This window comes from Pedobacter sp. 10L46_2 (assembly GCF_056395165.1).
Genome location: NZ_JBFTIZ010000102.1, coordinates 1 through 24,618 on the forward strand (window position 1 = coordinate 1; position 24,618 = coordinate 24,618).

At 39.6% G+C, this 24,618-nt stretch carries 17 protein-coding genes; 5 read left to right on the top strand and 12 right to left on the bottom strand.

Annotated features, from left to right (window positions below):
* Positions 1-1,252 (top strand): MFS transporter (locus tag AC1DDX_RS13055; RefSeq protein WP_477622129.1); only part of this gene is annotated, 1,252 nt, incomplete at its 5' end.
* 95 nt (positions 1,253-1,347) lie between these two features.
* On the opposite strand, the gene AC1DDX_RS13060 is transcribed toward AC1DDX_RS13055, so the two are convergent.
* The 10 genes from AC1DDX_RS13060 to AC1DDX_RS13105 form a co-directional block, all read right to left on the bottom strand.
* Entirely contained in the window at positions 1,348-3,567 is a 2,220-nt protein-coding gene (locus AC1DDX_RS13060; RefSeq protein WP_337717984.1) for a DUF7133 domain-containing protein, read from the bottom strand.
* Positions 3,568-3,606: 39 nt separating this feature from the next.
* Positions 3,607-4,368, bottom strand: a complete 762-nt coding sequence (locus AC1DDX_RS13065) for a ThuA domain-containing protein (protein WP_337717983.1) — start codon at positions 4,366-4,368, stop codon at positions 3,607-3,609.
* Between the two features lie 106 nt (positions 4,369-4,474).
* Complete coding sequence (locus AC1DDX_RS13070; RefSeq protein WP_337717981.1) at positions 4,475-5,737, bottom strand: glycoside hydrolase family 99 protein; 1,263 nt, start codon at positions 5,735-5,737, stop codon at positions 4,475-4,477.
* 8 nt (positions 5,738-5,745) lie between these two features.
* The gene (locus AC1DDX_RS13075) at positions 5,746-6,879 is read right to left on the bottom strand and encodes a hypothetical protein (protein ID WP_172660438.1); all 1,134 of its coding nucleotides are present in this window, start codon (positions 6,877-6,879) and stop codon (positions 5,746-5,748) included.
* Between the two features lie 36 nt (positions 6,880-6,915).
* The gene (locus AC1DDX_RS13080) at positions 6,916-8,241 is read right to left on the bottom strand and encodes a glycoside hydrolase family 99 protein (RefSeq protein ID WP_172660437.1); all 1,326 of its coding nucleotides are present in this window, start codon (positions 8,239-8,241) and stop codon (positions 6,916-6,918) included.
* 22 nt (positions 8,242-8,263) lie between these two features.
* On the bottom strand, positions 8,264-8,980 hold the full coding sequence (locus AC1DDX_RS13085) for a DUF3823 domain-containing protein (protein WP_172660436.1): 717 nt from the start codon (positions 8,978-8,980) through the stop codon (positions 8,264-8,266).
* Between the two features lie 19 nt (positions 8,981-8,999).
* On the bottom strand, positions 9,000-10,817 hold the full coding sequence (locus AC1DDX_RS13090; protein WP_172660435.1) for a RagB/SusD family nutrient uptake outer membrane protein: 1,818 nt from the start codon (positions 10,815-10,817) through the stop codon (positions 9,000-9,002).
* Positions 10,818-10,829: 12 nt separating this feature from the next.
* Complete coding sequence (locus AC1DDX_RS13095) at positions 10,830-12,470, bottom strand: SusC/RagA family TonB-linked outer membrane protein (RefSeq protein ID WP_477622130.1); 1,641 nt, start codon at positions 12,468-12,470, stop codon at positions 10,830-10,832.
* A complete protein-coding gene (locus AC1DDX_RS13100; protein ID WP_477622131.1) occupies positions 12,433-13,851 on the bottom strand; it encodes a SusC/RagA family TonB-linked outer membrane protein in 1,419 nt (472 codons plus the stop codon). The genes AC1DDX_RS13095 and AC1DDX_RS13100 overlap by 38 nt, the downstream gene beginning before the upstream one ends.
* Positions 13,852-14,102: 251 nt before the next feature.
* Positions 14,103-15,134: a glycoside hydrolase family 99 protein gene (locus AC1DDX_RS13105; RefSeq protein WP_477622132.1), complete on the bottom strand. Its 1,032-nt coding sequence runs from the start codon at positions 15,132-15,134 to the stop codon at positions 14,103-14,105.
* A 411-nt stretch (positions 15,135-15,545) separates the two neighbouring features.
* On the opposite strand from AC1DDX_RS13105, the gene AC1DDX_RS13110 reads away from it, so the two are divergent.
* Complete coding sequence (locus tag AC1DDX_RS13110; RefSeq protein WP_477612212.1) at positions 15,546-18,056, top strand: galactose oxidase; 2,511 nt, start codon at positions 15,546-15,548, stop codon at positions 18,054-18,056.
* Positions 18,057-18,059: 3 nt separating this feature from the next.
* Here the strand turns inward: AC1DDX_RS13110 and AC1DDX_RS13115 are convergent, their stop codons facing one another.
* Positions 18,060-19,103, bottom strand: coding sequence for a LacI family DNA-binding transcriptional regulator (locus tag AC1DDX_RS13115; protein WP_172660431.1), 1,044 nt, complete (start codon positions 19,101-19,103; stop codon positions 18,060-18,062).
* Positions 19,104-19,407: 304 nt separating this feature from the next.
* Between AC1DDX_RS13115 and AC1DDX_RS13120 the strand changes: the two genes are divergently transcribed.
* Genes AC1DDX_RS13120 through AC1DDX_RS13130 form a run of 3 tightly spaced genes read left to right on the top strand, consistent with a single transcriptional unit; the run spans position 19,408 to position 23,944 of the window.
* Complete coding sequence (locus tag AC1DDX_RS13120) at positions 19,408-20,895, top strand: xylulokinase (protein ID WP_288884109.1); 1,488 nt, start codon at positions 19,408-19,410, stop codon at positions 20,893-20,895.
* Positions 20,896-20,904: 9 nt separating this feature from the next.
* Positions 20,905-22,233: a xylose isomerase gene (xylA, locus tag AC1DDX_RS13125; RefSeq protein ID WP_477622133.1), complete on the top strand. Its 1,329-nt coding sequence runs from the start codon at positions 20,905-20,907 to the stop codon at positions 22,231-22,233.
* A gap of 22 nt (positions 22,234-22,255) precedes the next feature.
* Positions 22,256-23,944 (top strand): sodium/sugar symporter, encoded by a 1,689-nt coding sequence (locus AC1DDX_RS13130; RefSeq protein WP_477622134.1) that lies wholly within the window; start codon positions 22,256-22,258, stop codon positions 23,942-23,944.
* Between the two features lie 260 nt (positions 23,945-24,204).
* Here the strand turns inward: AC1DDX_RS13130 and AC1DDX_RS13135 are convergent, their stop codons facing one another.
* Entirely contained in the window at positions 24,205-24,540 is a 336-nt protein-coding gene (locus AC1DDX_RS13135; RefSeq protein ID WP_048906117.1) for a MerR family transcriptional regulator, read from the bottom strand.
* Positions 24,541-24,618 lie beyond the last annotated feature (78 nt).

The window sequence follows — 24,618 nt, forward strand, 5'->3', positions numbered from 1 at the left end:
AAATAACCATTATATTATGAACGAAAACATTAACAAGAGTGCCTTATTCAACGGGAGTTGCTTTGCCGTGATTACCACAGCTTTTACCTTCTCTATTCGGGCGGGTATTTTACCCCAGCTCGGAGCGCAATTTAACCTGACTGCAGAACAGCTTGGATTTATCAACAGTATGTTCTTTTTAGGATTTCCGATCTCTATGATCATTGGTGGGTTGGTTTATCACACTTTTGGGCCTAAAAACATTATGAAAGCTGCATTTGTCGCCCATACTATTGGTATCTTATTGACCATATATGCCGGAGGATATGTAGGGTTACTTGTTTCTACACTTTTTATAGGATTTGGTAACGGATGTACAGAAGCGGCTTGTAATCCTTTGATTGCAGACGCATATGCAGGTCCGAAAATGAATAAAATGCTAAGCAGGTTCCATATGTGGTTCCCTGGAGGAATTCTTATCGGAGCGCTGATCTCTAAATTTATGACAGATAATGGAATGGGCTGGCAAGCTCAGATGTGGGTTACCATGATTCCAACTGTTATCTATGCTGCTTTGTTCTACGGAAAGAAATTTGTAGAGCCTAGAGAGGACGGAAGTACTTCAATTGCTGAGAATCTTAAGGCAATGCTCAACCCTGTTTTTATCTTCTTGTTTATCTGTATGGCCCTTACTGCAATTACCGAGTTTGGTCCTAACCAGTGGGTGAGTGTGATTATGAGTAACAGTGGTGCCAGCCCAATGCTGATCCTTGCCCTTACCAGCGGATTGATGGCAGTAGGTCGATTCTTTGCCGGCCCTGTAGTTCATTCATTAGGCCAAACAGGTGTTTTATTAATGTCGGCTATCCTGGCAGCCATTGGTATTTACATGTTCAGCGTGGTTACAGGACCACTTGCATATGTTGCCACGGTAATATTTGCCTTAGGGGTATGTTATTTCTGGCCGGTTATGATTGGAGCAGTTGCCCAGCGTGTTCCGCTAAGCGGTGCTTTGGGGATGTCGATTGTTGGAGGTGTTGGGATGTTCTCAACGGCTATATTTCAACCCTTTATAGGAAGTTGGATTGATTCAGCAAGAGCAGAAAATGTAGCATTAGGTTTAAAAGGAGGAGCACTGGAACTTGCTGCAGGGCAGGATACCTTAGTGAAAATGATAGCTTTCCCTGGAATACTGGTGGTGTTGTTCATTATATTTTTCTTCTGGCAAAAAAATGTAAAGAGTAGTGTGCCAGCTACTGCTGCTGCGCATTAATACGTTCGTCATCTCGACGATAGGAGGGATGACGAAATAATAAAAAAGGGGGCTGATCATAATTGATCAGCCCCCTTTTTTATTTCAATCTATCCTTATTTCCTCAATGCATTCAATTCCTGCCATGTCCAGTTTTTGGTTCTTCCGGCAGTTTGCTCACGTACTTTTTTAACGTCAGCAGCCTTTACTGTAGATGCCTTGTTGCCGATATCATTACGAATATAGCTGATTACTGAAGCAATGTATTCGTCATTATTACTTCCAAGGGCAGGCATCACATCGGCATATGTTTTACCATTAACCGGACCCGATAAGCCGTGAAGTAGAATGCGGATTATCTTTTCGGGATCGCCATTCACATCTTTACTCGCTGCCAGTGGCGGAGCTGGCATATCTTTACCACCATTAATTACACCTTTACCTTCTGCACCATGGCAGGTAACGCAAAGCTGTTTAAAAATTAATGCGCCATCGTTAATTAATTTCTGATCAGCAGCAGCCATTAATTTTGAATTCTTTTCTGCAGTAGCTTTAGCCTCAATTTGTCTGTGATATTTCTTCTGCGATTCTGCAAGAACTATGTCTTCAGGATGATCCTTAATGATGTCGGCTATGATTTGCTGTGCTTTATCAGAGCTGTTGAACCTTAATGATAATCCAAGTTGTAAACGAACATCGGCACTAGGATCATTTTTTAGTGGCTCAACTGCCAATACCAGACTTTCATCTCCTTTTCTTATTGGCTCTTCACTAATCCACAACGCAGTTTTTCTTACCTCCGCATCTTTGTCTTTCAATGCAGCTAATAGGGTAGGTCTGTCTAGCGCATTAAGACCGTTTATCGTCCACAGGGCATGAATACGGGCCAGCTGCACAGGTGAGTTTAATGCCAGTTCTTTTAGCGCAGGTACAACAGATTTATCTCCACGAACCACTATGATTTTCTGTGCATTATCTCGCCACCATCCGTTAGGATGCGAAAGGTACGGAACCAATTTATCACTGGTAAGGCTTAACATATTTGGGACCGTCTTATCGCGCTTGACACCGTCGTGAACCAATCTATAGATACGTCCTCGGCCAATATTTTTGTCGAATTGCTTTTGATCAATCTGGTTACGCAGGTAAGTTCCCTTTCTTGTCCAGTTACCTTCCTGGATAATTCCCCGGTACATGTCTACAATATACACACATCCATCTGGGCCTGTTACACTGTTTACAGGTCTGAAGTTCATGTCTGTAGAAGCAATAAATTCTTCTTTCTCGTATGCATTTTTTAGGGTTATTTTACCATTGGTGTTCGTAACCTTGGCTCTTCTGATCAGTCTGCCTACCGGTTCACAGATCAATAAATCTCCTTTCAGATCATCTGGTAACGAGTTGCCTCTGAAAACAGACTGACCTGTACAAGCTGTAAAATGATTTAGTGTACTGTCCGGACGTAATCGGCCTAAACCTCCCTGAACATCTGGTGTAGAAATTATAGGCCAGACATCCTGAAATTTATCATTATACTGTTCGCCAAGGTCCAAATATCCAAAGTAGGGATTTTGTTGGAAGTTTACTGCAGGAGCTTCGCCACCGGCGGATGAAAAAAACAATCGACCGTAGTTGTCATTCGCAAGACCCCACTGACCGCCTGAACCTTCATGCTGATTCTCAGGTTTTAATAAACCATCCTCAAATTTGTAACGAACGTTTTCTACAGTTACATAGATCTTATTGTCAAGATTCCACACTAAACCGCTTCGCTGATGCTCCAGATTACTTTTGTTTTCAGACTCATTTTTGAAAACCATTTTCTTTTCATCGGCCACGCCATCTCCATTGGTATCACGATAACTATAAATACTATTGTCAAAAGTTTCTGCAACCAAAAGGCGGTCATCAAGTGGAAGGATCATTCTTGGAAGTAATAACTTATCAAGAAAAACTACTGATTTATCCATTTTTCCATCACCATTGGTATCTTCTAGTCTTTTAATGGTACATATCGGCTTCATCTCATCTGTACCTTCAGCGTCCTGCATATAGGTATTCATCTCTGCAACGTACATGCGTCCGTTACCGTCCCATGCAATTGCTACAGGTTCATGAATCATGGGCTCGCTGGCTACAAGTTCGAGGTGGTAGCCTTTAGGAAGATGGATGGTTTTAAGACTCTCCTGCGGTGTTAGATAAGCAGGAGAGGGGTTGGTGTTTACGATTACCTTTCCATTGGCGTCTCGTTTTAAAGTATTTTGAGATACTTTACAAGTATAAACGAGCATAGACAAGCCGAGCATGCCCAATACCCATTGTTTATTTGGTTTCATTGTGTATTTGGTTTTGTGTGTTTTGGGTTGAGGGTGTGTTTATTTTTTCACACCCAAAGCATATTTGATCCCCCCTAAAAGATGTTTAAGATAAAGTGGATCAGCATAAGATTCATCTGTATGGCCCAGTTCAGTGTAGAAAGCCCGGCCACCATCATATTCATGGTACCATGCCATTGGGTGTTTATCACCCATTTTTGCTTTACCGGCATCATAGCTTTTCTCATCAATAGATATTAATACATTTAAGCCGTCGGCTACCCATTTGAAATTATACCATTCGTCTTTTCTTTTCCAAACTTCCGGAAGGTGTTTTGTAGAGATGTGGTTGCGGTTAGTTACATTTAATGACGCCTCTTGCTGACTTGGGTGACTAACAAAATAAGCGCCTACCAGTTTACCATACCAAGGCCAGTCGTACTCAGTATCAGTAGCAGCATGTACACCAACAAAGTTACCGCCGCCTTGAATATATTTCTCAAAAACAGCTTGTTGGGTATCATTTAATACATCACCAGTGGTATTGAAAAACACTACAGCCTTGTAATTTTTCAAGTTATCTGCGGTGAACTTCTCTGAATTGGTTGTGGTATCTACATCAAAATTATTTTCTGCTCCTAATTTAATAATAGCTGTAGTTCCTACTGCAATTGCATCATGGTGAAACCCGGCTGTTTTACAGAACACAAGGATTCTTGGGTTTTTCTTTGCAGAGGCCGATGTGGCACTAAACATGATCAATATTAATGACAGCATTGTTAATGCTTTTGCTAAAGAGTGGTTTCTAGTCGTGATTTTCATTTGTTTTTTGTTTTAATGGTATTAAAGGTAAAGGAATTTTAATTCTCTAAGTAACGGATAAAGTGTATTATTTAAGAGACAAGTTTTAGGAAAACATTAATAAAACTTACATCGGACTAGTTGGACGCACAGCTGTAAGTGCAATTTGCCCTTTAAACATTTTCCCTCCATCACCGGTTAACCTCAAATAATAATCTGAGGAACAGGCAGTACCGTCTTCATCCAGTGTTACAAATGATGATCCTTTAGGTATAAATGATGAATTCTCAGCAGTTTTCGCAATCTGATTTCCTTCATTGTACTCATCAAACATAGAGATGTATATTCCCTGACAACCCACTCTTTTCATGTTATAGAACTGGCGCCACATAAAGTCTCCATGCGCACGTTGGCGTTCCTGTAAATCACCGGGCAATACGCAAGGCTGATAATCAATTCCATTCGAATTGCAATAAGCCTGATCGGGTTTGTTCACATTTACAAAAAAGCCGTCAGATTCGTTTGCATTGCCAATTCTGCCCACCATCCATGGTGATAGCATATCAAAAGCTTTATAAGCGCTGATGAAATTGGGTCTGGAGTCGCTCTCCTGTTTCCGCCAATGGGTAGGCACGCCGCCTATAACATAACATCCTTTGCTTTTAAACCAGTTAATTACATCCAGACAAACCGATGCAGGCCAGGGATGATTGTTATCATTAAATCCAAATCCCCATATGCAAACTACGGGCTTCCCATTTTGCTTTGCATAGGCTGATGAAGTGATATAGGCCGACATTTTATTTGTCCAATCGGTTTTAATTTCTGATTGCATATTAGTCCACCCACTTACATCATACATGATGTAGAACTTACGTCCATAAGCCTCTGCTGCGGTTTTTACCTTTGCTGTAATGGCGTCACGTACCGGACCCTCAATTCCATTTGGGTTAAAGCGCTGCAGCGCGGCTGCATCAATACCATTTTGCTGCATCCAAAGAAACTGTGTGTTTACGGTTTGAGTAGTAAACGATGAGAATAACTTTGCGGCTTGCCCATTGCCAAGATCTGCAAAACCAGTTTGAAAGGTTTCTGTATATTCCCTAACGTCAGGCCATGATTTTATCCCCAGATTGGTAGGGGAAGGAATCTTCCCCCAATCCTGGGTATAATGCCACCAAGCATCAATTGGAGAGCCATCACCTTTTGCTGCAAACCAACCCTGATAGCCAACAGTTATTTTGCCAACCACGTCGCCAACCGGAGAGGGGGTTATGTCAATCACTTCCCCCGGTTTATCGGGAGAGGTGATTTCTTTAGAACTCTTTTTTGAGCAACTGCTCATTAAAGTAAATAAGGCCAGCAGAAAGGCAATGTCATTTTTTTTCATGTTCATGGTTATTTCCCTGTAAAACGAAGATCGTCTATACCCACAGCCACATCCGGATGATCTTTGCTCGTGGTAAAAAAGAATACCCGGAAATAGTTAATGGCAGTAAAGTCTGCGCCACCGTCACCACTATTAATTGCTTTGTCAAAATCAAGTGTAATTTCATTCCAGCCGTTCTTTAAATTATCTACTAATGGGGCTACATCCCAGGCAGATTCATGATCATCGGCCTTTCCGGAGCTGGTAAGCTCTATGGAACCATCTTTTTTGATATGAGAAACATCTGATATATACCACCAGAATTTAAACTGACCATTACTTTTGTTAAAAGTTGAATTAAACGGTGTTTCAAATTTTCTGATAAACTGCATAAAGTCTCCGCCGTTTGCTATGGTGTTCTTAAGGTAACCTGTGCCTTCTTTTTTGCCTGCTGTTTCAATAACAGGAGCACCCACAGTTTCCCAGCCATCTGGCTTATCTGCATTTTCAAAAGAAACAGCCGGAGCTGCCGGCACTGCCCTAAGTACCAGTCCATCAACACCGGTAATTACATCCGAATGATCTTTGGTTTTGGTCCAGAAAAATACCCGGAAAAAGTTAAGGGCAGCGGGATTTGGCGCGCCGGATATATCTGCATCTCTTAAATTAAGATTTACCTGATTCCAGCCATTTTTTAAAGTAGGCAATAATTTAGCTACAGACCATCCATACTCATCCTTATCTGCATCTCCACCACTGGTGATCTCAATTTGTCCATCTTCTTTAATGGCTGATACATCAGAGATATACCACCAGAAAGAGAACTGGCCGTTTGCTGTTGTAAGTTTAGAATCCAATGGAGTAGCTAAATGCTTTATAAATTGCATAAAATCGTCTCCGTTTTTAATGGTGTTTTTAAGGTAGCCGCTGCCTTCTTTAGCTCCTGATGTTTCAATAACAGGATCACCAACAGTTTGCCACCCATCTTTAGCATCAACATTGTCAAATACCACCAGTGTAGGATCAGCCGGCTCTCCCGGTTCCTCTGGCAAGGGCACCAAATGACTGGTATCTCTTGAAGTGTAAGTTTCCTTTTTACAGCTGGTTACTGTAAGCCCGAACAGGGCGATGGAATATACCATCATACTTTTTATTAATCTCATTTCCTTTGTTTTAAAAGTTTAACATTAATTTCTTCGTTATCTAACTGGTTTAACCCTGGTAAAACCTGGCTCGCCATGAAACCAACTTGCGCCCTTTCCTGTAAGCCATAAGTAGTAATCGGAAGCCAGATCGTTTTCAATTCCAACGAATCTTAGTCCGGCATCTCCATTCAGCGGTGTATCGGCTTCCCGGGCCGCCTTAAATATTGCTGTGCCTTCATCAATTTCATCAAACATGGCTACATATAATGATTTTGCACCCACGTTTTTTGCACCGGCAATTTGCTGCCACAAGAAATCACCTTTTAAGCGGGGTATCTGATAATAAAGGCTGGCATCCTTGTGCATATTTCCCCAGGTAAAGCCGGGAAATACTAGTGGCACATAATCAACCTTATTAGCCTTGCACCATTGGATGTCATCATAAGTTATCCGTTCATTGTAATTTCCGGAGCCGAATCTTCCCACAGCCCATGGCATAACTATGTCTGCTTTTTTTATCAATGCATGCAACAGAGGCGATTTTTCTGTATCATCACCCAGTGTTCTCCAGTAAAAGGGAACTCCAAGCATAACAGCTACTTTATTATCTGGCCCTTTCAGTTTTTCTACTAGTGTGGTTACATCAGAAATGGTATATTTTCTGTTGTCATTAAAACCTACACCCCATATAGTTACCAATGGCCTGCCGTTGTGATATAAATAGGTGGGGTTCTCTTTACTGTCAAAAAGTTTAAAAAGGCTTTGTAATTCATTCCAGTCCTGCTCCAGATAAGCAACATCAGCGCTTGAACAGCCGCTCAGGTCATACATTACACTAATTGCCCTGCCATATTTCTTAGCCGCTTTTAGTGCATTGGCCAACACCTTATTGAAGTGTCTTTTTCCGGATGCATTTGAAGATTTAATCTCACCTACAAAGCGTTGCATGTGCACACCGTCGATGCCGTAATCCTTCATCCATTTGAAATGAAGATCAACACTTTCTTCATCGTAAGGACTGTATAAGTAAGCGTCAGAGCCATTTGCAAATTTAAAAGGCGACTTATACTTTTTGGTATATTCAGTAATATCCGGCCAGAAATCTACATTGGTATTTCCGGGGAAGAAACCGCCATTGCCTTGATAGTGGTACCAGCCGCGCTGTGAACCATCTCCCTCGGCAGCAAACCAACCCTGATAACCAGCCATTACCAAGCCAGTATAAGATTTGTAAACTACCCCAGTCATGTCATACACTTTGTCCTGAGTAGCCGGTGGCTTTACTTCCGGATCGGGATCTTTTACGCCATTGCTTTTAGAACACGATGCCAGAAAAGCGATGGTTGCAAAAGAGAAAAACAATATCCTAAACTTCTTCATAAGTATAATTTGTTAGGTTCAATTAATTTGCTGGTACGTCTATTTCTATAATTTCAGAGAAATTGGAGCTCTTGAAACTATCGTTTAAACGAACTCCTACTCTTACAAAGAACTTTCTGCCTGGCAACATATCAGGGATATCGATAGTAACAGACTTATCTGCATCAGTCATATCGGCCCATTCTTTATTAATCGCCTTCTTATAGATGTCAGAAAAATCTCTGATGGATGCACCTGCACCTACAAGTTTGGTATTGTTAACATATGGCTGAGTTTCTATAATCGTTGGTAAACCCGCGCCAATAGGCGCCTCCATTGTATATTTTAATGTTAACGTTTTGCCATTCAGCACCGCAGTGAAATTCTTGATGAGAATATATGGGGTAACGGTAAAATCGTGCTTTGTACCCTTATTAATATCAACTGTAAGGGTATCATAAAGTGGCCAGAAAGCACCGCCCTTAGGTATTACTTTGTAAGTTCCTTTAAAGAGTTTTGAATCTTTAAACGTACCATCGAATTTGCTTGGTATCTCCTGCGGAGATGGTGTAGCACTCCAGCTGATCTGCTCCAGTCTTATTTGGCTGCTGCCTTGCGATGTAAGCAAATTGCCACCTTCTGAGGAAATAAGGTTTCCTTCGAATGAAGCATTAGGACCATCATAGTTGTCTATTTTTGTACATGCAGAACTTGCCAGTATAGTTGTGCCCAACAATATTCTACTAATCAGTTTTTTCATATCTTATAATTTTATATTCTTAGTAATTAGGATTATTAGGGTATAGATTAGGGTTTTTACCAAGTTCACCCCCAGGTATTGGTTCGTAGTAGAATTTTTTGTCGAAATTGTAATTACGCTGGAACAATTCAGGTTCCGACAAAAAGATGTATTTGTTTTCGTTAAATACATAATAAGGCATAAGACCCTTAAATCTGGCATTGTTTAAAACCACATCTGCAATCCTCCATCTTTTTAAATCCCAGTAGTATTGATTTTCAAAAGCCAGTTCCATTCCTCTTTCGTTACGGATCTTATCTATATCAATTGAAGTATATGGGGTTGCACCAGCTCTATTTCTGATCATATTGATCACTGTTAGCGCATCACCGGCATTGCCAAGTTCCATAGCTGCTTCGGCTCTGTTTAATAGTATTTCAGCGTAACGAAGATCAATCCATGGCTGCTCACTTCTGTTTAGGTCAACAGTTGAAATTGGTTTTGCAGCATCAATGTATTTTCTTACATAAAAACCTGTACGGGTTAGCTCATCGCCACCGGTCCATGGTCCTGTAAAACCAATAATCATTCTTCCCTGGTATAAAGTTTTGGTATCTCCTGATAGTATGTAGCTGCGTGAGTTAGCAGGCTTTGCAACTTCTGCGGCTGCTGTGCCGCTAAATGAAGGATAAATACCCCTTTGCATATCAAATGTGAGGCCTCTTAAAGTTGCTCCCGGGAAATATACCGTGGCCAGCAATCTTGGTTCAAGTCCCTGCATTAATTCTGCACGATCATTGAAACGTTTCGGTGTTCCATCTGAGTTGGTTACCGGCAAGTTGCCCCAGCGTTGTACCAAATCAAGGGTAGGGTATGATCTGGTAAGTGCATTAGCAGTCATGTAGCGAGGAGACATGGTAGCGTCCCAGCTGTGTGCAGTACCAGAGATAATTGAATACTGTTTAACAAAGATGTTTTCAGGACTTTCGCTTTTCAGGAAAAGGTCAACATAGTTCTGTACTTTATCTGAGTTTTTCTCATATAGTGAATAGTGTCCTTCAAGTAGTTTGGCAGCATCATATGCCTTTGTGAAATATCCATTGGCTTTGTCTGCAGGTATGCCTGCAAATCCTTCGGCTCTGGCCTGGCCATCAACAAAGTTTGCAGATCCATATTTGGCTATGGTACCTGCATACAACATTGCTCTCGATTTTAATGCAGCAGCTGCATATTTATTAGCTCTGCCTAACTCATTGGTTTCATTCATCATCTGATAACCCAGATCAAGCTCTGCACCAATGAAATCCCATGTTGCTTCTTCTTTATCACGGTGTACCTGTAATTCTGAAAGTGGTGCGCCCGGGTCTTGCACTGTAGTTACAATTGGGACACCGCCATAACGTTTGGCCAGTCCGAAATAATAGTATGCCCTTAAAAAGTGCGCCTCGCCCAATAATGCATCTACATTGGACTGTCCAAGCTTATCCGCATGTTTTGGTAACTCTTCAATCAGAATATTAACGTTTCTGATATCACCGTATGGCCAGTAGCCAAAACCGCCCCCTATATCCATACCACCAAAAGGCCCAACTTCTTCGCCCGTAACTGAGGCTGAGTTAAAGAAGTTCTCCCAATCGTTACCACCCGTTTTGAAACCCTGATCGGGTCTGTACTTAAAATCTTCAATGGGTAAACCTCTGTAAATCGTTGCCAAAAAGGATTTTACGCCGGCCTCACTACCAAATATGATGTCTGGTGTAAAAATATTAGTAGGTGGAATATCTAGCTTTTGGCAAGAGGTTACAAGTGCCCCCATGCTTATAGATATTGCTATAATTAGTTTATGTATACTTTTCATATTTCAATAAGATTAAAAGGTGATGTTAGCTCCCAGATTAAAAGTTCTGTTCATAGGATACGTATATCCCCCCAAGGCTATTGAGAAAGGATCGCCCGGATTGATATCCCTATCATTTGGCTTAGGGCCTTGATGTTCAGGGTCATAGTTTTTTAGTCCTGTAAAAGTTGCCAGATTGTAACTGTTTACATACACCCTTAACTTTTTAACACCTATTTTCTGTAATGCTGCTGCCGGAATGGTGTATCCAAGCTCAAGCGTTTTCACACGTAAATAACTTGCGTTTTGCACAGCTTTTGTTCCTACTGCCTTTGGAGATCCCATAGCAGGATAAAACCCCGGGGTCCACTGTGTATTAGGATCATAAATATTAGCATTCGGGTCTATAGTATGCCAGCTGTCCAGAAAGCGAGTTAATGAACTTCTTTCGAAGGCAAGCGGCTCTGCAAACAACTCATCATACTGCACATAAACACCTGCTGCTCCCTGTAAAAGTACATTTACGTCGAAACCTTTATAAGCTACGCCTATACTCATACCATAATTCACCAATGGGATATCATTGGTAGCAATAGGATGATCATCCTTATCATTGATCTCACCATCTTCATTCCAGTCCTGATAGTAGTAATCTCCAGGTATTACCCCATTATTACCGCCTCCCATATTCACACCATAGTTGTATATCTGCTGATAGTTGGTAAACTGGCCGGCATATTCAGGTCCCCACCAAATGTTTTGATACCTGTTTACCTGTCCGTTCTTCCAGTTTTCACGTTCATTACCGGCTCTGCCTTGAAGAATGTTTAACCATTGGGCACGTGTTGTACCAATGTTACCACTAATGTTTAACCCAACATTACCAATAGTGCTTCTATGTGAAAGGATTAAGTCCATTCCCTGAACCCTGTCGCTATTGATATTTATCTGTGGAACATCTGCACCCACTGTACCTGGTAATGCTACTGCAGGAGTGGCCTCTAACCCGGTTCTGTCACTTCTGAAGACTTCAAAAGTACCATCGAGTTTACCGCCAAGAAAGCTAAAATCAACAGCTATATTCTTTTTGGTGTTAACTGCCCAGCTTAATCCTGGGTTACCAAGTCTTTGTGAGGAGCCGTTAACTGCACTTGATCCAAATATGTAAGAATTTACAGGGTAGTTAAATCCTGAAAGATAATTAAAGGCCCTTCCTCTTTCGTCACCCTGTTTACCATATGAAGCTCTGAATTTTAAGCTGCCCAGAATGTTCTCTGGAATAAGGTTACGGAAAAAGTTCTCTTTCGTTACCACCCAACCCACAGATACTCCAGGGAAAAATCCGAACTGATCATTGGTTCCTGGTTGATATTTATTAGAACCATCTCTACGGAAAATAAACTCTGCCAGATATTTGCCTTTATAATCATAGTTCAACCTGCCTATGATACTTTGAAAAGCAATGTCGTTTAATCCGTTTATGTCCATGCCACCTTGCATCTGGCCGTTTGGTAAACCACCAAATAGATAATCAACTGGGATTTCTGTATCTCTTTGAGCATAAAAATTATCACCTGTTTGATGACTTTGCTCATAAACAAGGGTTGCAGCTATATTATGATCATTAAAAAATGTATTAGCATAGTTTAAAGACAATGAGCTTAAAGTCAACATTGTACAATGCTTTTGCATTTAAACCTTTAATGCCGGGTATATCGTATTGTAGATTTAACTGACCAACAAAATTCTTTTGCTTAAATGTTTTTAAACCTACTTTATCTGCCTCGGTAATGATTGCAGGATTCATGTTGTCATCAATAACACTTGGATATAAAGGATTATCATTAGCAAATACCTGCTTTGTTGGAATCTGATTCCATGCATATTTGTAGATTGTCCACAGATCAGTATATGGTTGGTTTTTTTCATCCATCATACCGGAGGCTAATACCTGTGCTTTTAAACCCTTTGTGATGTCTACGGTTACGTTCGAACGAAAATTATATTTATCGTAGTTTAAATCTCCGCTTTTAAATACACCATCCTGCTTTTGATAACCAAGATTGAAGAAATAGCTGATCTTATCGCTACCGCCGTTAACGTTTAAATTGTGCATTAACTGGGGCGCTGTATCTTTAAATGCCAGGTCTATCCAGTTAGTCTCTTTGTAAGTGCCATCAAGCCATGGTTTGATATCATTGTAAGAGAATTTAGGAGGCTGATTACTGATGAAGTTTGCATCAAAATTGTGTTTGTTCTTCTCATTGGTCATCAACATATAATCTACTGCACCTACACCTTCAGGCATTCCTAAAAATGTTTGGAAAGACTGATTAAATGAATAGTTTATATCTACTTTACCGCTTTTGTTGCCTTTTTTTGTAGTTACCAAAATCACACCACCAGCAGCCCTGATACCATATATCGATGCAGCAGCATCTTTCAGTACCGAAACACTTTCTATCTCATTAGGATCCATTCTGCCCAGTGTTGATTGGTCTCCACCAATAACTCCATCAATTACAATTAAAGGATCGCTTTTAAATCCCCTGATGTTTAGGTTATTTGCATAAGAACCAGGTTCAGCAGTTTTTTGCAGGACACGTATGCCCGGTACTTTACCTGTTAACATGTTTACAACACTTTCGTTCTTTGTAACCACCAGTTCTTCTCCTTTTAAAGTAGCAACAGAACCGGTTACAGTAGCTTTTTTCTGGGTACCGTAACCAACCACAATCAGCTCTTCCAGGTTGTTGTTGTCTTGCTTTAGGATGATCTGAAATTCTCTTTTGTTATTTACCTGAATTTCCTGTGGGGCAAATCCTACAGAGGTGAATTGTATATACGAGTCTGGGCCAGGAACATTAAGAGAAAATGTTCCGTCGCTATTTGTTAAGGTGCCATTGTTGGTTCCTTTTACCCTAACACTTACTCCCGGTATGCCAAGGCCTCCGGCAGCGTCTGTTACTTTTCCACTTATTGTAACCGATTGCTGGGCCAGCAAAATGAGTGGAAATAGAAAAAATAGTGTAAGTAGGTATTTTAATTTTTTCATACTGTTTATCTTTTTGGTTTAATTTATTGTTTGATTATTGTCCGATTGAAGCAAAGTTTTGCTTAGGGTAAATGGTGCTTATGGAGGAAGTGATCTGTAGCTGCTCATGGTTATATTTGGTTTATGATTTAAGCAATCGATTGCCGAGTGCTCGTAAAAAATACCGGAAGCGCAAATACCTCCGGTTTAAAAAGTCTTATATTATTTCCGTTCAGGCATCTTTAAAGTAAGTGGCTTTTGGTTTCTCAGCATTAAAATCGACCGCCTTGGCGTGGTATTGAACCAACCGGTTTCACATCATCTGGAAATTCCTGCTTACTTAAATTGTGCCAGCTAAAACCAGGATACACACAAGGCACATAATCGACATTGTTTTCTTTGCACCATTTAATATCATCTATAGTATTGTCGCGCAATCTGTCCATATCATTATGAAGCAGTCCGCTATAACGCTGTACTGTCCATGGTAAAACGATATCACTCTTTTTAATTAATTCATGCAGATATGGGTCGTTAATACAATCGGCATTTAGCATGCGCCAAGAAGTAGGTACACCCAGCATTACAGAACAGTTACCATATACCGGATCATTTTTTAAGAAATCAATCAATTTCTCCAGGCCGATGTTGCGTGTGTTATATGGCCTATCAGGAAAACCAACACCCCATATCGTAACCAAAGGTTTTCCATTATGGTGCAAATATGTTTTCTTACCTGCTTGGTTTGTTACTTTTAACTCATCTACAAGGTATTTCCAGTCTTCAATTATTGCAGAGCAATCTTCACCTGATGCGCTTAACCCCGAGAGATCATACATCACTGCTATAGCCCGTTCATATTTTGAGGCGGCTTCAAAAGCATTTTTTAATATGGTTAATGCGGCTTTATCTTTATGCTTGGCATTGCCGAAAAATCTTTGCATAAATACGCCATCAACGCCGTATTGCTGCATCCATTTAAAATGAAGATCGACAGTGCTTTTATCATGTGAACTGAAAAACTTTGCCGGCTGTCCGCTGCTTAATTTAAAAGGGGTATTATAAGTTACTTCATATTCGCTCACATCGGGCCACATGTCAATGCTGCTTCGTTTTTCATCGCCATAAGCATACCTTTTGGAATCGGTACCATCATCCTCAGCTCTAAACCAGCCTTGGTAACCTGCCATAACCAATCCTTTATAAGTGGGATATAGCGTTTGCTTGCTGTGTTTTGTTTGTCCCTGTGCTTTATAGATGAACAGGCAGGATAGAGATAAAAGGATAATCTTTTTAAAATTCATAAGTGGTTATATTTGGTTGTTTTGCTCTCGAAGAAATGAACGATTGGTGTATCGTTGTAAATGGGTATTCTTCGTATTTATTGATAAACTTATTTTTCTGCGATTAATAAATACTTAATATTGAATTAACGCATCATATAATTTGAAAAACCTTTGTCAGATAGGCGAAAATGGCTCGCGAAAAAGAAAACAGAACCGATATTAATAAAATGATAATTGTATAATTGTCGTGATCTTGTGAAAAATATTAATCAAAAAAGTTATCTTGGCGTGCCAAATAGCTGAAAAAATAGACCTTGAAAACGCTGGCCTTTAAGTACCATCACCTTATGATTTTCCCCACAGTTGAAAACAAGTTTAAAAGGCGTGTTCCATTATTCCGAAGCAATAGAGGTTAAGATTAAAAATACTATGGGATTAAAATTTTACACTGCTTTTTTACTGGTACTGCTTATTGCATCGGCGCCCGTTTACAGCCAGTCGTACGGACTTGGGTTTGCCGGACACGAAGTAGTTCAGGACAAAAGAACAGCACTTGATCTTAGCCCCGAGCGTCCGTTATGTTTTGATCGTAGTTTTGAATTATCATTTGACCTGTCATTTATGCCTGGCTATGCAGATCACTTTGGTTATATTTTTAGATTAATTGACCAGGAGAAGCGCAACATAGACCTTATTTACGACATGAGTTTCGACGAGAATAAGCACTTTAAGCTTATAGTAGGAGATAAGATATCTGATATCGCTTTTGATATTGATACCAATAAGCTCTATAAGAACTGGCATACCCTGAAGCTTAAATTTGACGTTGACCGCCAGGAGCTTATCATGTTTGCCGATGGTAAATATTATAAGCAAAAGGTTAGCTTTAAGAATAACTGCTATAAAATATTTCTAGGGGCCAACAACTACAAAGACTTCAGCGTAAAAGATGTCCCTCCAATGAACATAAAAGATGTGAGAATCACAGAGAATGATAAGGTTAGTTATTATTGGCCTTTGGATGAAAAGGGTGGAACAAAGGTTACCGAAAAAATAAAAGGAAAGGACGGACTGGTCATAAATCCTATCTGGATAAAGAAGATGCATCACGATTGGGAGTTGGTTAAAACTTTTAGTGTTAAGGGGCTTGCAAGTGTAGCTCTAAATGCTAAAAAGGAAAGCTTATATGTAGTTACCGAAGATTCATTAATTACTTATAATGTTGTTTCAAACGGTTTATCCTACATGGGCTACTCTTCGGGTAAACAACGTTTATTTGCCGGTAATCAGTCAATCTATGATGCAGGTGCCGATAAACTGTTCAATTTTTATATAGATCAAAAACTTGTTGTCGATTTTAATTTTGCCAACAAAACCTGGGATAAAAATTATATCACTCCTGATGTTATAACCAATTACTGGCACCCTAATAAGTTCTATTCGGCAGTTGATTCGTCATTGTATATGGTAGGAGGCTATGGCCAATATACTTACAGACGAAGTATTGAACGTTATCATTTTCCTGATAAGAAATGGACGACTATTAAAGCTTCGGGCGATTTTACGCCAAGATACCTTTCTGCGCTGGGTGCAGTAAAAGACGGAGCTTATATACTAGGCGGGTATGGAAGCGCAACCGGCCAACAAATATTAAATCCTAAAAATATTTATGACCTTAATTTTTATGATGTTAAGCATAAAACATTTAAAAAGATATTTGAATTGGCACCCCCTGCCGAAGAATTTGCTTTTGCAAACTCAATGGTGATCAATGAAAAAGAAGACACCTACTTTGCCTTAACCTTCCCAAATAATAGCTTTAATTCTTCTCTTCAACTTATCGAAGGATCATTACATTCGCCTACATATAAGCTGGTAGGCAATTCAATTCCTTATCCTTTTCATGATATTTATTCCTTTGCAGACTTATTTTACTGCCCTGCAAGTAAAAAGTTTGTAGCTGTGGTATTGTTCCATGAAGAGAAGAATAATACGACCTCTGTTAAAGTATATACTTTGTCGGGCCCTCCCGAAGCTGCCTATGCCGCTTCAACAAAAGGCCTGTCCTGGAAGCCAGCAAAGTATTTGCTATTTCTTTTGCCAGTGCTAATCATTACCGGGCTTGTAATATACCGTTGGAAAAGAAAGCGGTTTGTTAAGGTTAAATTGCAACCGCTTGTTGATGAACCCTCAGCTGTAGAAACAGTGGTGGAGCAACATGAAAATACCATTTTCCTATTTGGCGACCTTCAGCTTTTTGATAAGGAAGGGGAAGACATTACCAAGTACTTTTCTCCCTTATTAAGAGAGTTATTTCTGGTAGTTCTGGTTTATACCATTAAGTGGGGCAGGGGCATTAGTTCTGAGAAGCTAACAGAAATTCTCTGGTTTGATAAAACAGCAGATAGTGCAAGGAACAACAGATCAGTGAATATCGCGAAGTTAAAGGTCATTCTTGAAAAAATGGACGGTTGTCAGATCTCTAAACAAACCGGATACTGGAAGATAGACTTTGACGATACTAAGGTAAAAATAGATTATAGTGAGTACCTGAACATTGTAAGCAGTAAAGGAGAAATGGACAAGCGAAGAGTGAATGAGCTTACTAAGATCATACATAGGGGAAGCTTCTTGTCGAACGTAGAATACGACTGGCTGGATACCTTTAAATCTGATCTGTCAAACGAGATCATAGACGCCTATTTGCACTATGCAGCTACAATTAAAATTGCCGATGATCCGGAGTTTCTGATCAATCTGGCCAATTATGTATTCTATTTTGATCCGGTAAATGAAGAAGCGATGATCATAAAGTGTAAAGCCCTGGTCCATTTAGGAAAACACTCATTAGCCAAAACTAAATTCGAAACCTTTAACAAAGAGTATAAGGCTATATATGGCGAAGAGTTTAAACACAGCTTTCAGGAAATACTTGAATAAACCTTAATAACCTTCGGTTTTGTTTCTCAATGTTGACGACCTAACAATCAGTTTTGGTTTTATACTTACAATCTTAGGGTTGTTGTCTTTTTCTGAAGATTCTATTTCCTGAAAATATAGGTTTGCAATTGTTTTACCCATGCTTACACTGTACTGGTCTATAGTAGTAATAGAAGGGCTGGTTATTTCGGTAAAGGCCTCATTTGAATAACCGCATATACCTAATTCCTCAGGAACTTTTAATCCCATCTTGGTGGCTACTTCCAAAACACCCAGAGCAGAGAAATCGGAAGTAGAAGCAAATATTGCATCGGGTGGTTCAGCAAGATTTAGTAATTCTTTAGTTGATTCAGCTCCCAGTTCTTTTGTCCAGGCATTTTCTTTAATTAGTTCTGGTAACACCGGAACCTTATATTTTTTTAACGCAGCAAGATAACCTGCTTTCCTTTGTCTGAAAATATTCAGATTTTGCGGGCCTTCAAGCAATGCAATTCTTTTATAACCTTGCTCAATTAAATGACTTACTGCGTCTATAGAAGCTTGTTCGTTGTCGTTCAGCACTTTAAATGTGTCCAGATGTTCTGCTACCCTGTCAAATTGGATTAGTGGAATACCATGTTCCTTAATGGTTTGAAGGTGTTTATCGTCTTCAAAATCAGCACTAAGGGAAATTACGATACAACTCACATGCTGGTTAATTAAGGTGTTTACACATTTAACCTCTCTTGCAGAAGATTCGTTTGATTGGCAAATTACCAGGTTATAACCTTTTTGATAAGTAACCTCCTCGATACCGGCAATCACATCAGCAAAGTAATTTTGATTAATGCGCGGCACAATAACCCCAATGGTCTGATTATGGCCTTTCCTTAGGTTTGATGCCAGGCTATTTTGTTTGTAATTTAATTCCTTGGCAGTATCTAAAATTAGTTTCCGGGTTGCTTCACTAACATTACTGTTATTACTTAAAGCCCTGGAAACAGAAGAAGCATTTAAATTTAGTTTCTTCGCAATATCATAAATCGTTGTCCTTTTCTGATTTTTCATCAGTATATCTTGTTTTTTATTTGGTTCATTGTTTGTCCATTGCTCTTTTTTCAGATTGTTTAAAGCTGCCCGTCATCTCGACAATAGGAGAGATGTCTTGAACTGGCATAACCAAGAAATCTCTCCTATTGTCGAGATGACCAGGTGCAACATCTATGACGACCCTGTGCAATAGTACAATTTATTAAGCGAGTAAATATGATAAAATATTTTTATCGCAATCGATTGCTTAAATTAAATATTTTACTAATTTCGTTTAATCAAATACTAATATTTTAATTCAACCCAAATATATAAAGAAAACATGCTGCTATTAGGTATTGATGTAGGAACATCATCTGTCAAAGTTTCGGTAGTTGATGTTGCGTCCGGCGACATTCTTGCAAGTGCACAATATCCGGATAGTGAATCAGAGATTATTTCTCTAAAATCAGGGTGGGCAGAGCAGTCGCCAGATATGTGGTGGGAACATGTTCAGCAAGCCATACTAAACTGTAATAGTAAGGGTAAATACAATCCGTTAGACATTTCGGCCATTGGTATAGCTTATCAGATGCACGGACTTGTTATTGTAGATGGAGCGCAAAACAGCCTGAGAAACAGTATTATATGGTGCGACAGCAGGGCCGTAGAAACCGGGGAAGAGGCATTTAACGCTTTAGGAAAAGAACAGGTTTTGAGCCGTATGCTTAACTCGCCCGGTAACTTTACCGCCTCAAAACTGGCCTGGGTTAAAAAGAACGAACCCGAAACCTATAGTAAAGTAGCCAAGATGATGCTGCCCGGAGATTTTATCTCAATGAAGCTTACCGGAGAGGTTACTACCAGTAATTCTGCCTTATCAGAAGGGATACTTTGGGACTTTAAAGCCAACGGAATTTCTACTGATATTATGGAGCAGTTTGGTTTTTCTTCAAGCATAATTCCGGAGATAAAACCAGTGTTTTCTGAACACGGACAAGTAAAGGAATCGATTGCCGAAAAGCTAGGTTTAAGGGCAGGTATTCCAGTAGCTTATAAAGCAGGAGATCAGCCAAACAATGCCCTTTCATTAAATGTAACACAACCAGGCGAAGTAGCTGCAACTGCTGGAACATCAGGAGTTATTTATGGCGTTACTGATCAGTTACTTTACGACAAACAATCACGTGTAAATACATTTGCGCACGTAAATCATACCGCTCAGGATCAGCGTTTAGGCGTTTTGCTTTGCATTAATGGAACAGGAAGTATGAACCGATGGGCTAAAAACCTAATGGGCTCGTCAATAGACTATGTTGCCATGAATAATGCAGCAAGTAAGATCGCTGCAGGAAGCAACGGACTTTATGTTCTTCCTTTTGGCAATGGAGCAGAGCGTATGCTGAATAATAAACTTGTAGGTGCACATTTACAGCAAATAGACCTTAACCTGCATACACAGGCACATATATTCCGCGCAGTACAAGAAGGAATAGCATTCTCATTCCGTTATGGATTAGATATCCTTCGAGAAAACGGAATGCAGCCATCTGTAATCAGAGCAGGAAGGTCAAATCTTTTTATGAGTGATATTTTCTCTCAAACCTTTGTAAACGTAACAGGCGTGCCGGTGGAACTTTATGAGAACGACGGTAGTTACGGTGCTGCTGTAGGTGCCGGTATTGGAGCAAACATTTTTAAAACGGTTAGCGAGGCATTTAGTAATAAAAAGCCTGTTAAGCTGGTAGAACCAACCAATGAGAGACTGGAGGATGAATATCAAACCTGGAAAAAACTTCTTGAACAACAATTAGAATCATTAAATAAATAAAAAATCAACATGAGCGTAAACACTTTGAATAACGAATTTTTTAAAAATATCGGTAAGGTTAACTTCGAGGGACGTGAAAGCGACAATCCTCTGGCATTTAAATGGTATGATCCTGAAAGGATTGTGGCTGGGAAAACACTTAAAGATCACCTTCGTTTCGCCGGTGCTTACTGGCATTCATTCTGTGGTAACGGTGCCGATCCTTTTGGCGAAGCAAGCCATATTTTTCCTTGGAACCAAAAAAGCGATCCTGTAGAACGTGCTAAAGATAAAATGGATGCAGCATTTGAGTTTTTAACCAAGTTAAGTATTCCATATTACTGCTTCCATGACGTAGATATGGTAGATTACGGTAACGACATCAAAGAAAACGAAAGAAGACTGCAAGCTTTGGTAGATTATGCTCGTCAGAAACAAGATGAAACAGGCGTAAAATTATTATGGGGTACTGCGAATCTGTTCTCGCACAGAAGATATATGAACGGTGCAGCAACAAATCCTGATTTTCATGTATTAACACATGGTGCTGCCCAGGTAAAAGCTGCTCTTGATGCAACCATTGCATTAGGTGGAGAGAATTATGTATTCTGGGGCGGTCGTGAAGGATACATGTCGCTATTAAATACCGATATGAAGAGAGAGCAGGAGCATCTTGCACGTTTCCTTCATACTGCAAAAGACTATGCCAGAAAGAATGGATTTAATGGTACATTCTTGATTGAGCCAAAACCATGTGAGCCTACTAAACATCAATACGATTATGATGCAGCAACTGTTTTAGGCTTCCTTCAAAAATATGACCTTCTTGGCGATTTTAAATTAAACCTTGAAGTAAACCATGCAACCCTAGCCGGTCATACCTTCCAGCACGAATTACAAGTAGCTGCAGATGCAGGTCTACTTGGATCTATTGATGCCAACCGTGGAGATTATCAAAATGGCTGGGATACAGATCAGTTCCCAAATAACATTAACGAACTGGTTGAATCTATGCTGATCATTCTTGAAGCAGGCGGCTTTAGTCGTGGTGGAATAAACTTTGATGCCAAAATCCGCAGAAACTCTACTGATCAGGCTGATTTGTTCTATGCACATATTGGGGGTATGGATATGTTTGCCCGTGCACTGATCGTTGCTGACGACATACTTCAAAACTCTGACTATAAAAAAATCAGAACAGACAGATATGCATCTTTTGATAACGGTAAAGGAAAAGAGTTTGAAAACGGTAATTTAAGTCTTGAAGATCTGCGAGATTATGCAATTCAGAATGGCGAGCCACAAACACTAAGTGRCAGACAAGAATTCCTTGAAAACTTAATCAACAGGCACATTTAAATTCAGCGATTAACCGGAATTTATGAAAACACTGGGCGCATTAGACTATGCAGTTTTCCTGATTTATTTTCTGATCGTTGCGCTTTACGGATGGTGGGTTTATAGACAAAAAAAGGCTCATAAGGAGAACTCTAAAGATTTCTTTTTGGCCAAAGATTCACTTACCTGGTGGGCAATAGGAGCTTCCCTTATTGCCTCCAATATTTCTGCTGAGCAGTTTATTGGAATGAGCGGATCAGGGTTTAAGATGGGACTTGCAATTGCTACCTACGAGTGGATGGCAGCCGTTACCTTAATAATTGTGGCGGTATTTTTTATACCGGTATATCTAAAAAACAAGATATACACCATGCCACAGTTCTTAAACCAACGTTACAATGGTACTGTAGCAATGATTATGGCTATTTTCTGGCTGTTATTATACGTAGTGGTAAACTTAACCTCCATACTTTATTTAGGAGCTCTGGCAATCCACAGCATATCAGGAATTAACCTTACTGCGTGTATGTACCTGCTGGCTATTTTCTCCATCATCATTACACTCGGTGGAATGAAGGTAATTGGATATACCGATGTAATTCAGGTGTTTTTCCTTATCCTGGGTRGTTTGGCAACTACATATCTTGCATTAGAGCTGGTAGCCACGCATTTCGGTTCAAGTGGAGTAATGAAGGGTTTTAGTCTGTTAAAAGTCCACGCAGAAGAGCATTTTCATATGATCTTTAAGAAAGATAATGAGAATTATCTCGATCTGCCTGGCTTAACTGTACTAATTGGTGGTATGTGGATTGTAAACCTTAATTATTGGGGTTGCAATCAGTACATCACTCAGAGAGCGCTTGGAGCCGATCTTAAAACAGCAAGAAATGGACTTCTTTTTGCATCTTTCTTAAAATTATTGATGCCTGTTATCGTGGTACTTCCTGGAATAGCTGCGTTTGTTCTTTACAAAGAAGGGTATGGTGACTTTAAAACAGATATGTTGCAAGGCGGAGAGGTATCTCCAGACAGTGCTTATCCTGTGCTTTTAAATCTTCTTCCTGCCGGGTTAAAGGGATTGTCGTTTGCCGCATTAACCGCTGCGGTAGTTGCTTCCCTTGCTGGTAAAGCAAATAGTATTGCAACCATTTTTACACTTGATATTTACAAGAAAGTAATCAATAAAACAGCGAATGAAGACAAGCAGGTCGTAATTGGACGGATTACTGTTATCCTTGCAATGCTAGTAGCCATCATCATTTCTCCTTTACTTGGTATCGATAAAAAAGGTGGCTTTCAGTTTATTCAGGAATATACCGGCTTTTTCTCGCCAGGTATATTTGCCATGTTTATCTTAGGTTTCTTCTGGAAAAAGACAACCTCAAATGCAGCGTTATTTGCAACAGTTGGCGGTTTTGCGCTTTCGGTGATATTCAAATTCCTTCCAAATGTGATGAACCTGGAATTCCTTAGTTCAACAGGCTTTTCAAAGCTGGTGCAACAGAGAGATGGAAGTATGCTTTATGAAATACCATTTCTAGACCGGATGGGTTTTGTATTTATCATTTGTCTTGTGGTGATGTATGCAATTAGCATCATAGAAACCAGAAGAGGGGTACTAACAAACGGACTTGAAATAGAAAAAGAAATGTTTAGAACTAATAGGGCTTTCACAGTTGGTGCAATCATTGTTTGCGGGCTAATTGTGGCACTATATACAATTTACTGGTAGTTAGGTTTTATCCAGTTTAGGTTAGGACGGTGGGCTGGTTACCTATCGTCCTCTTTCTTTATAGTACCTTATAGTACCTTCAATACACTGGATTTCTTTTATTTTATGTTGCTCAAGAGCAGGTTGGATAAAAAACTTAAAGTCCTTACTTGCCGGATTTACTAATGTGGAGCATATTCCGGTTGTGGTTGACATAAATTTGCCTAACCACGTTAATTATTTTCGAAATAAAAAATAATTAACCGGAGAAATGAAAATAATTAAATCTGGTCGTTCAATTTCAGTAAGAAATCTTTTAATTTCTCAAGCGAGTCAATGATCTTTTGATTTTCTTTAACCTCAGATGTATTGTTTTTCAGATGATCTTTTGCTCCCTTTAAAGTGAAACCTTTATCTTCTACCAGATGAAAAATGATCTTTAAATTTTCAATATCTTCTGGGGTAAAAAGGCGGTTTCCTTTTTTATTTTTTTTAGGTTGCAATACGTCAAATTCCTTTTCGTAAAATCGGATTTGGGATGCGTTTACACCAAACATTTCGGTTACCTCACCCATCGTATAGTACATTTTATTGATTTCCCGTTCTTTGTAAGGCATACTTTAGTGTTGATTATTAGTGTTTTACAGCTTTTATTTAAAGTATTCAAATGTAGGGGGATTTTAGTAGAATCCAAC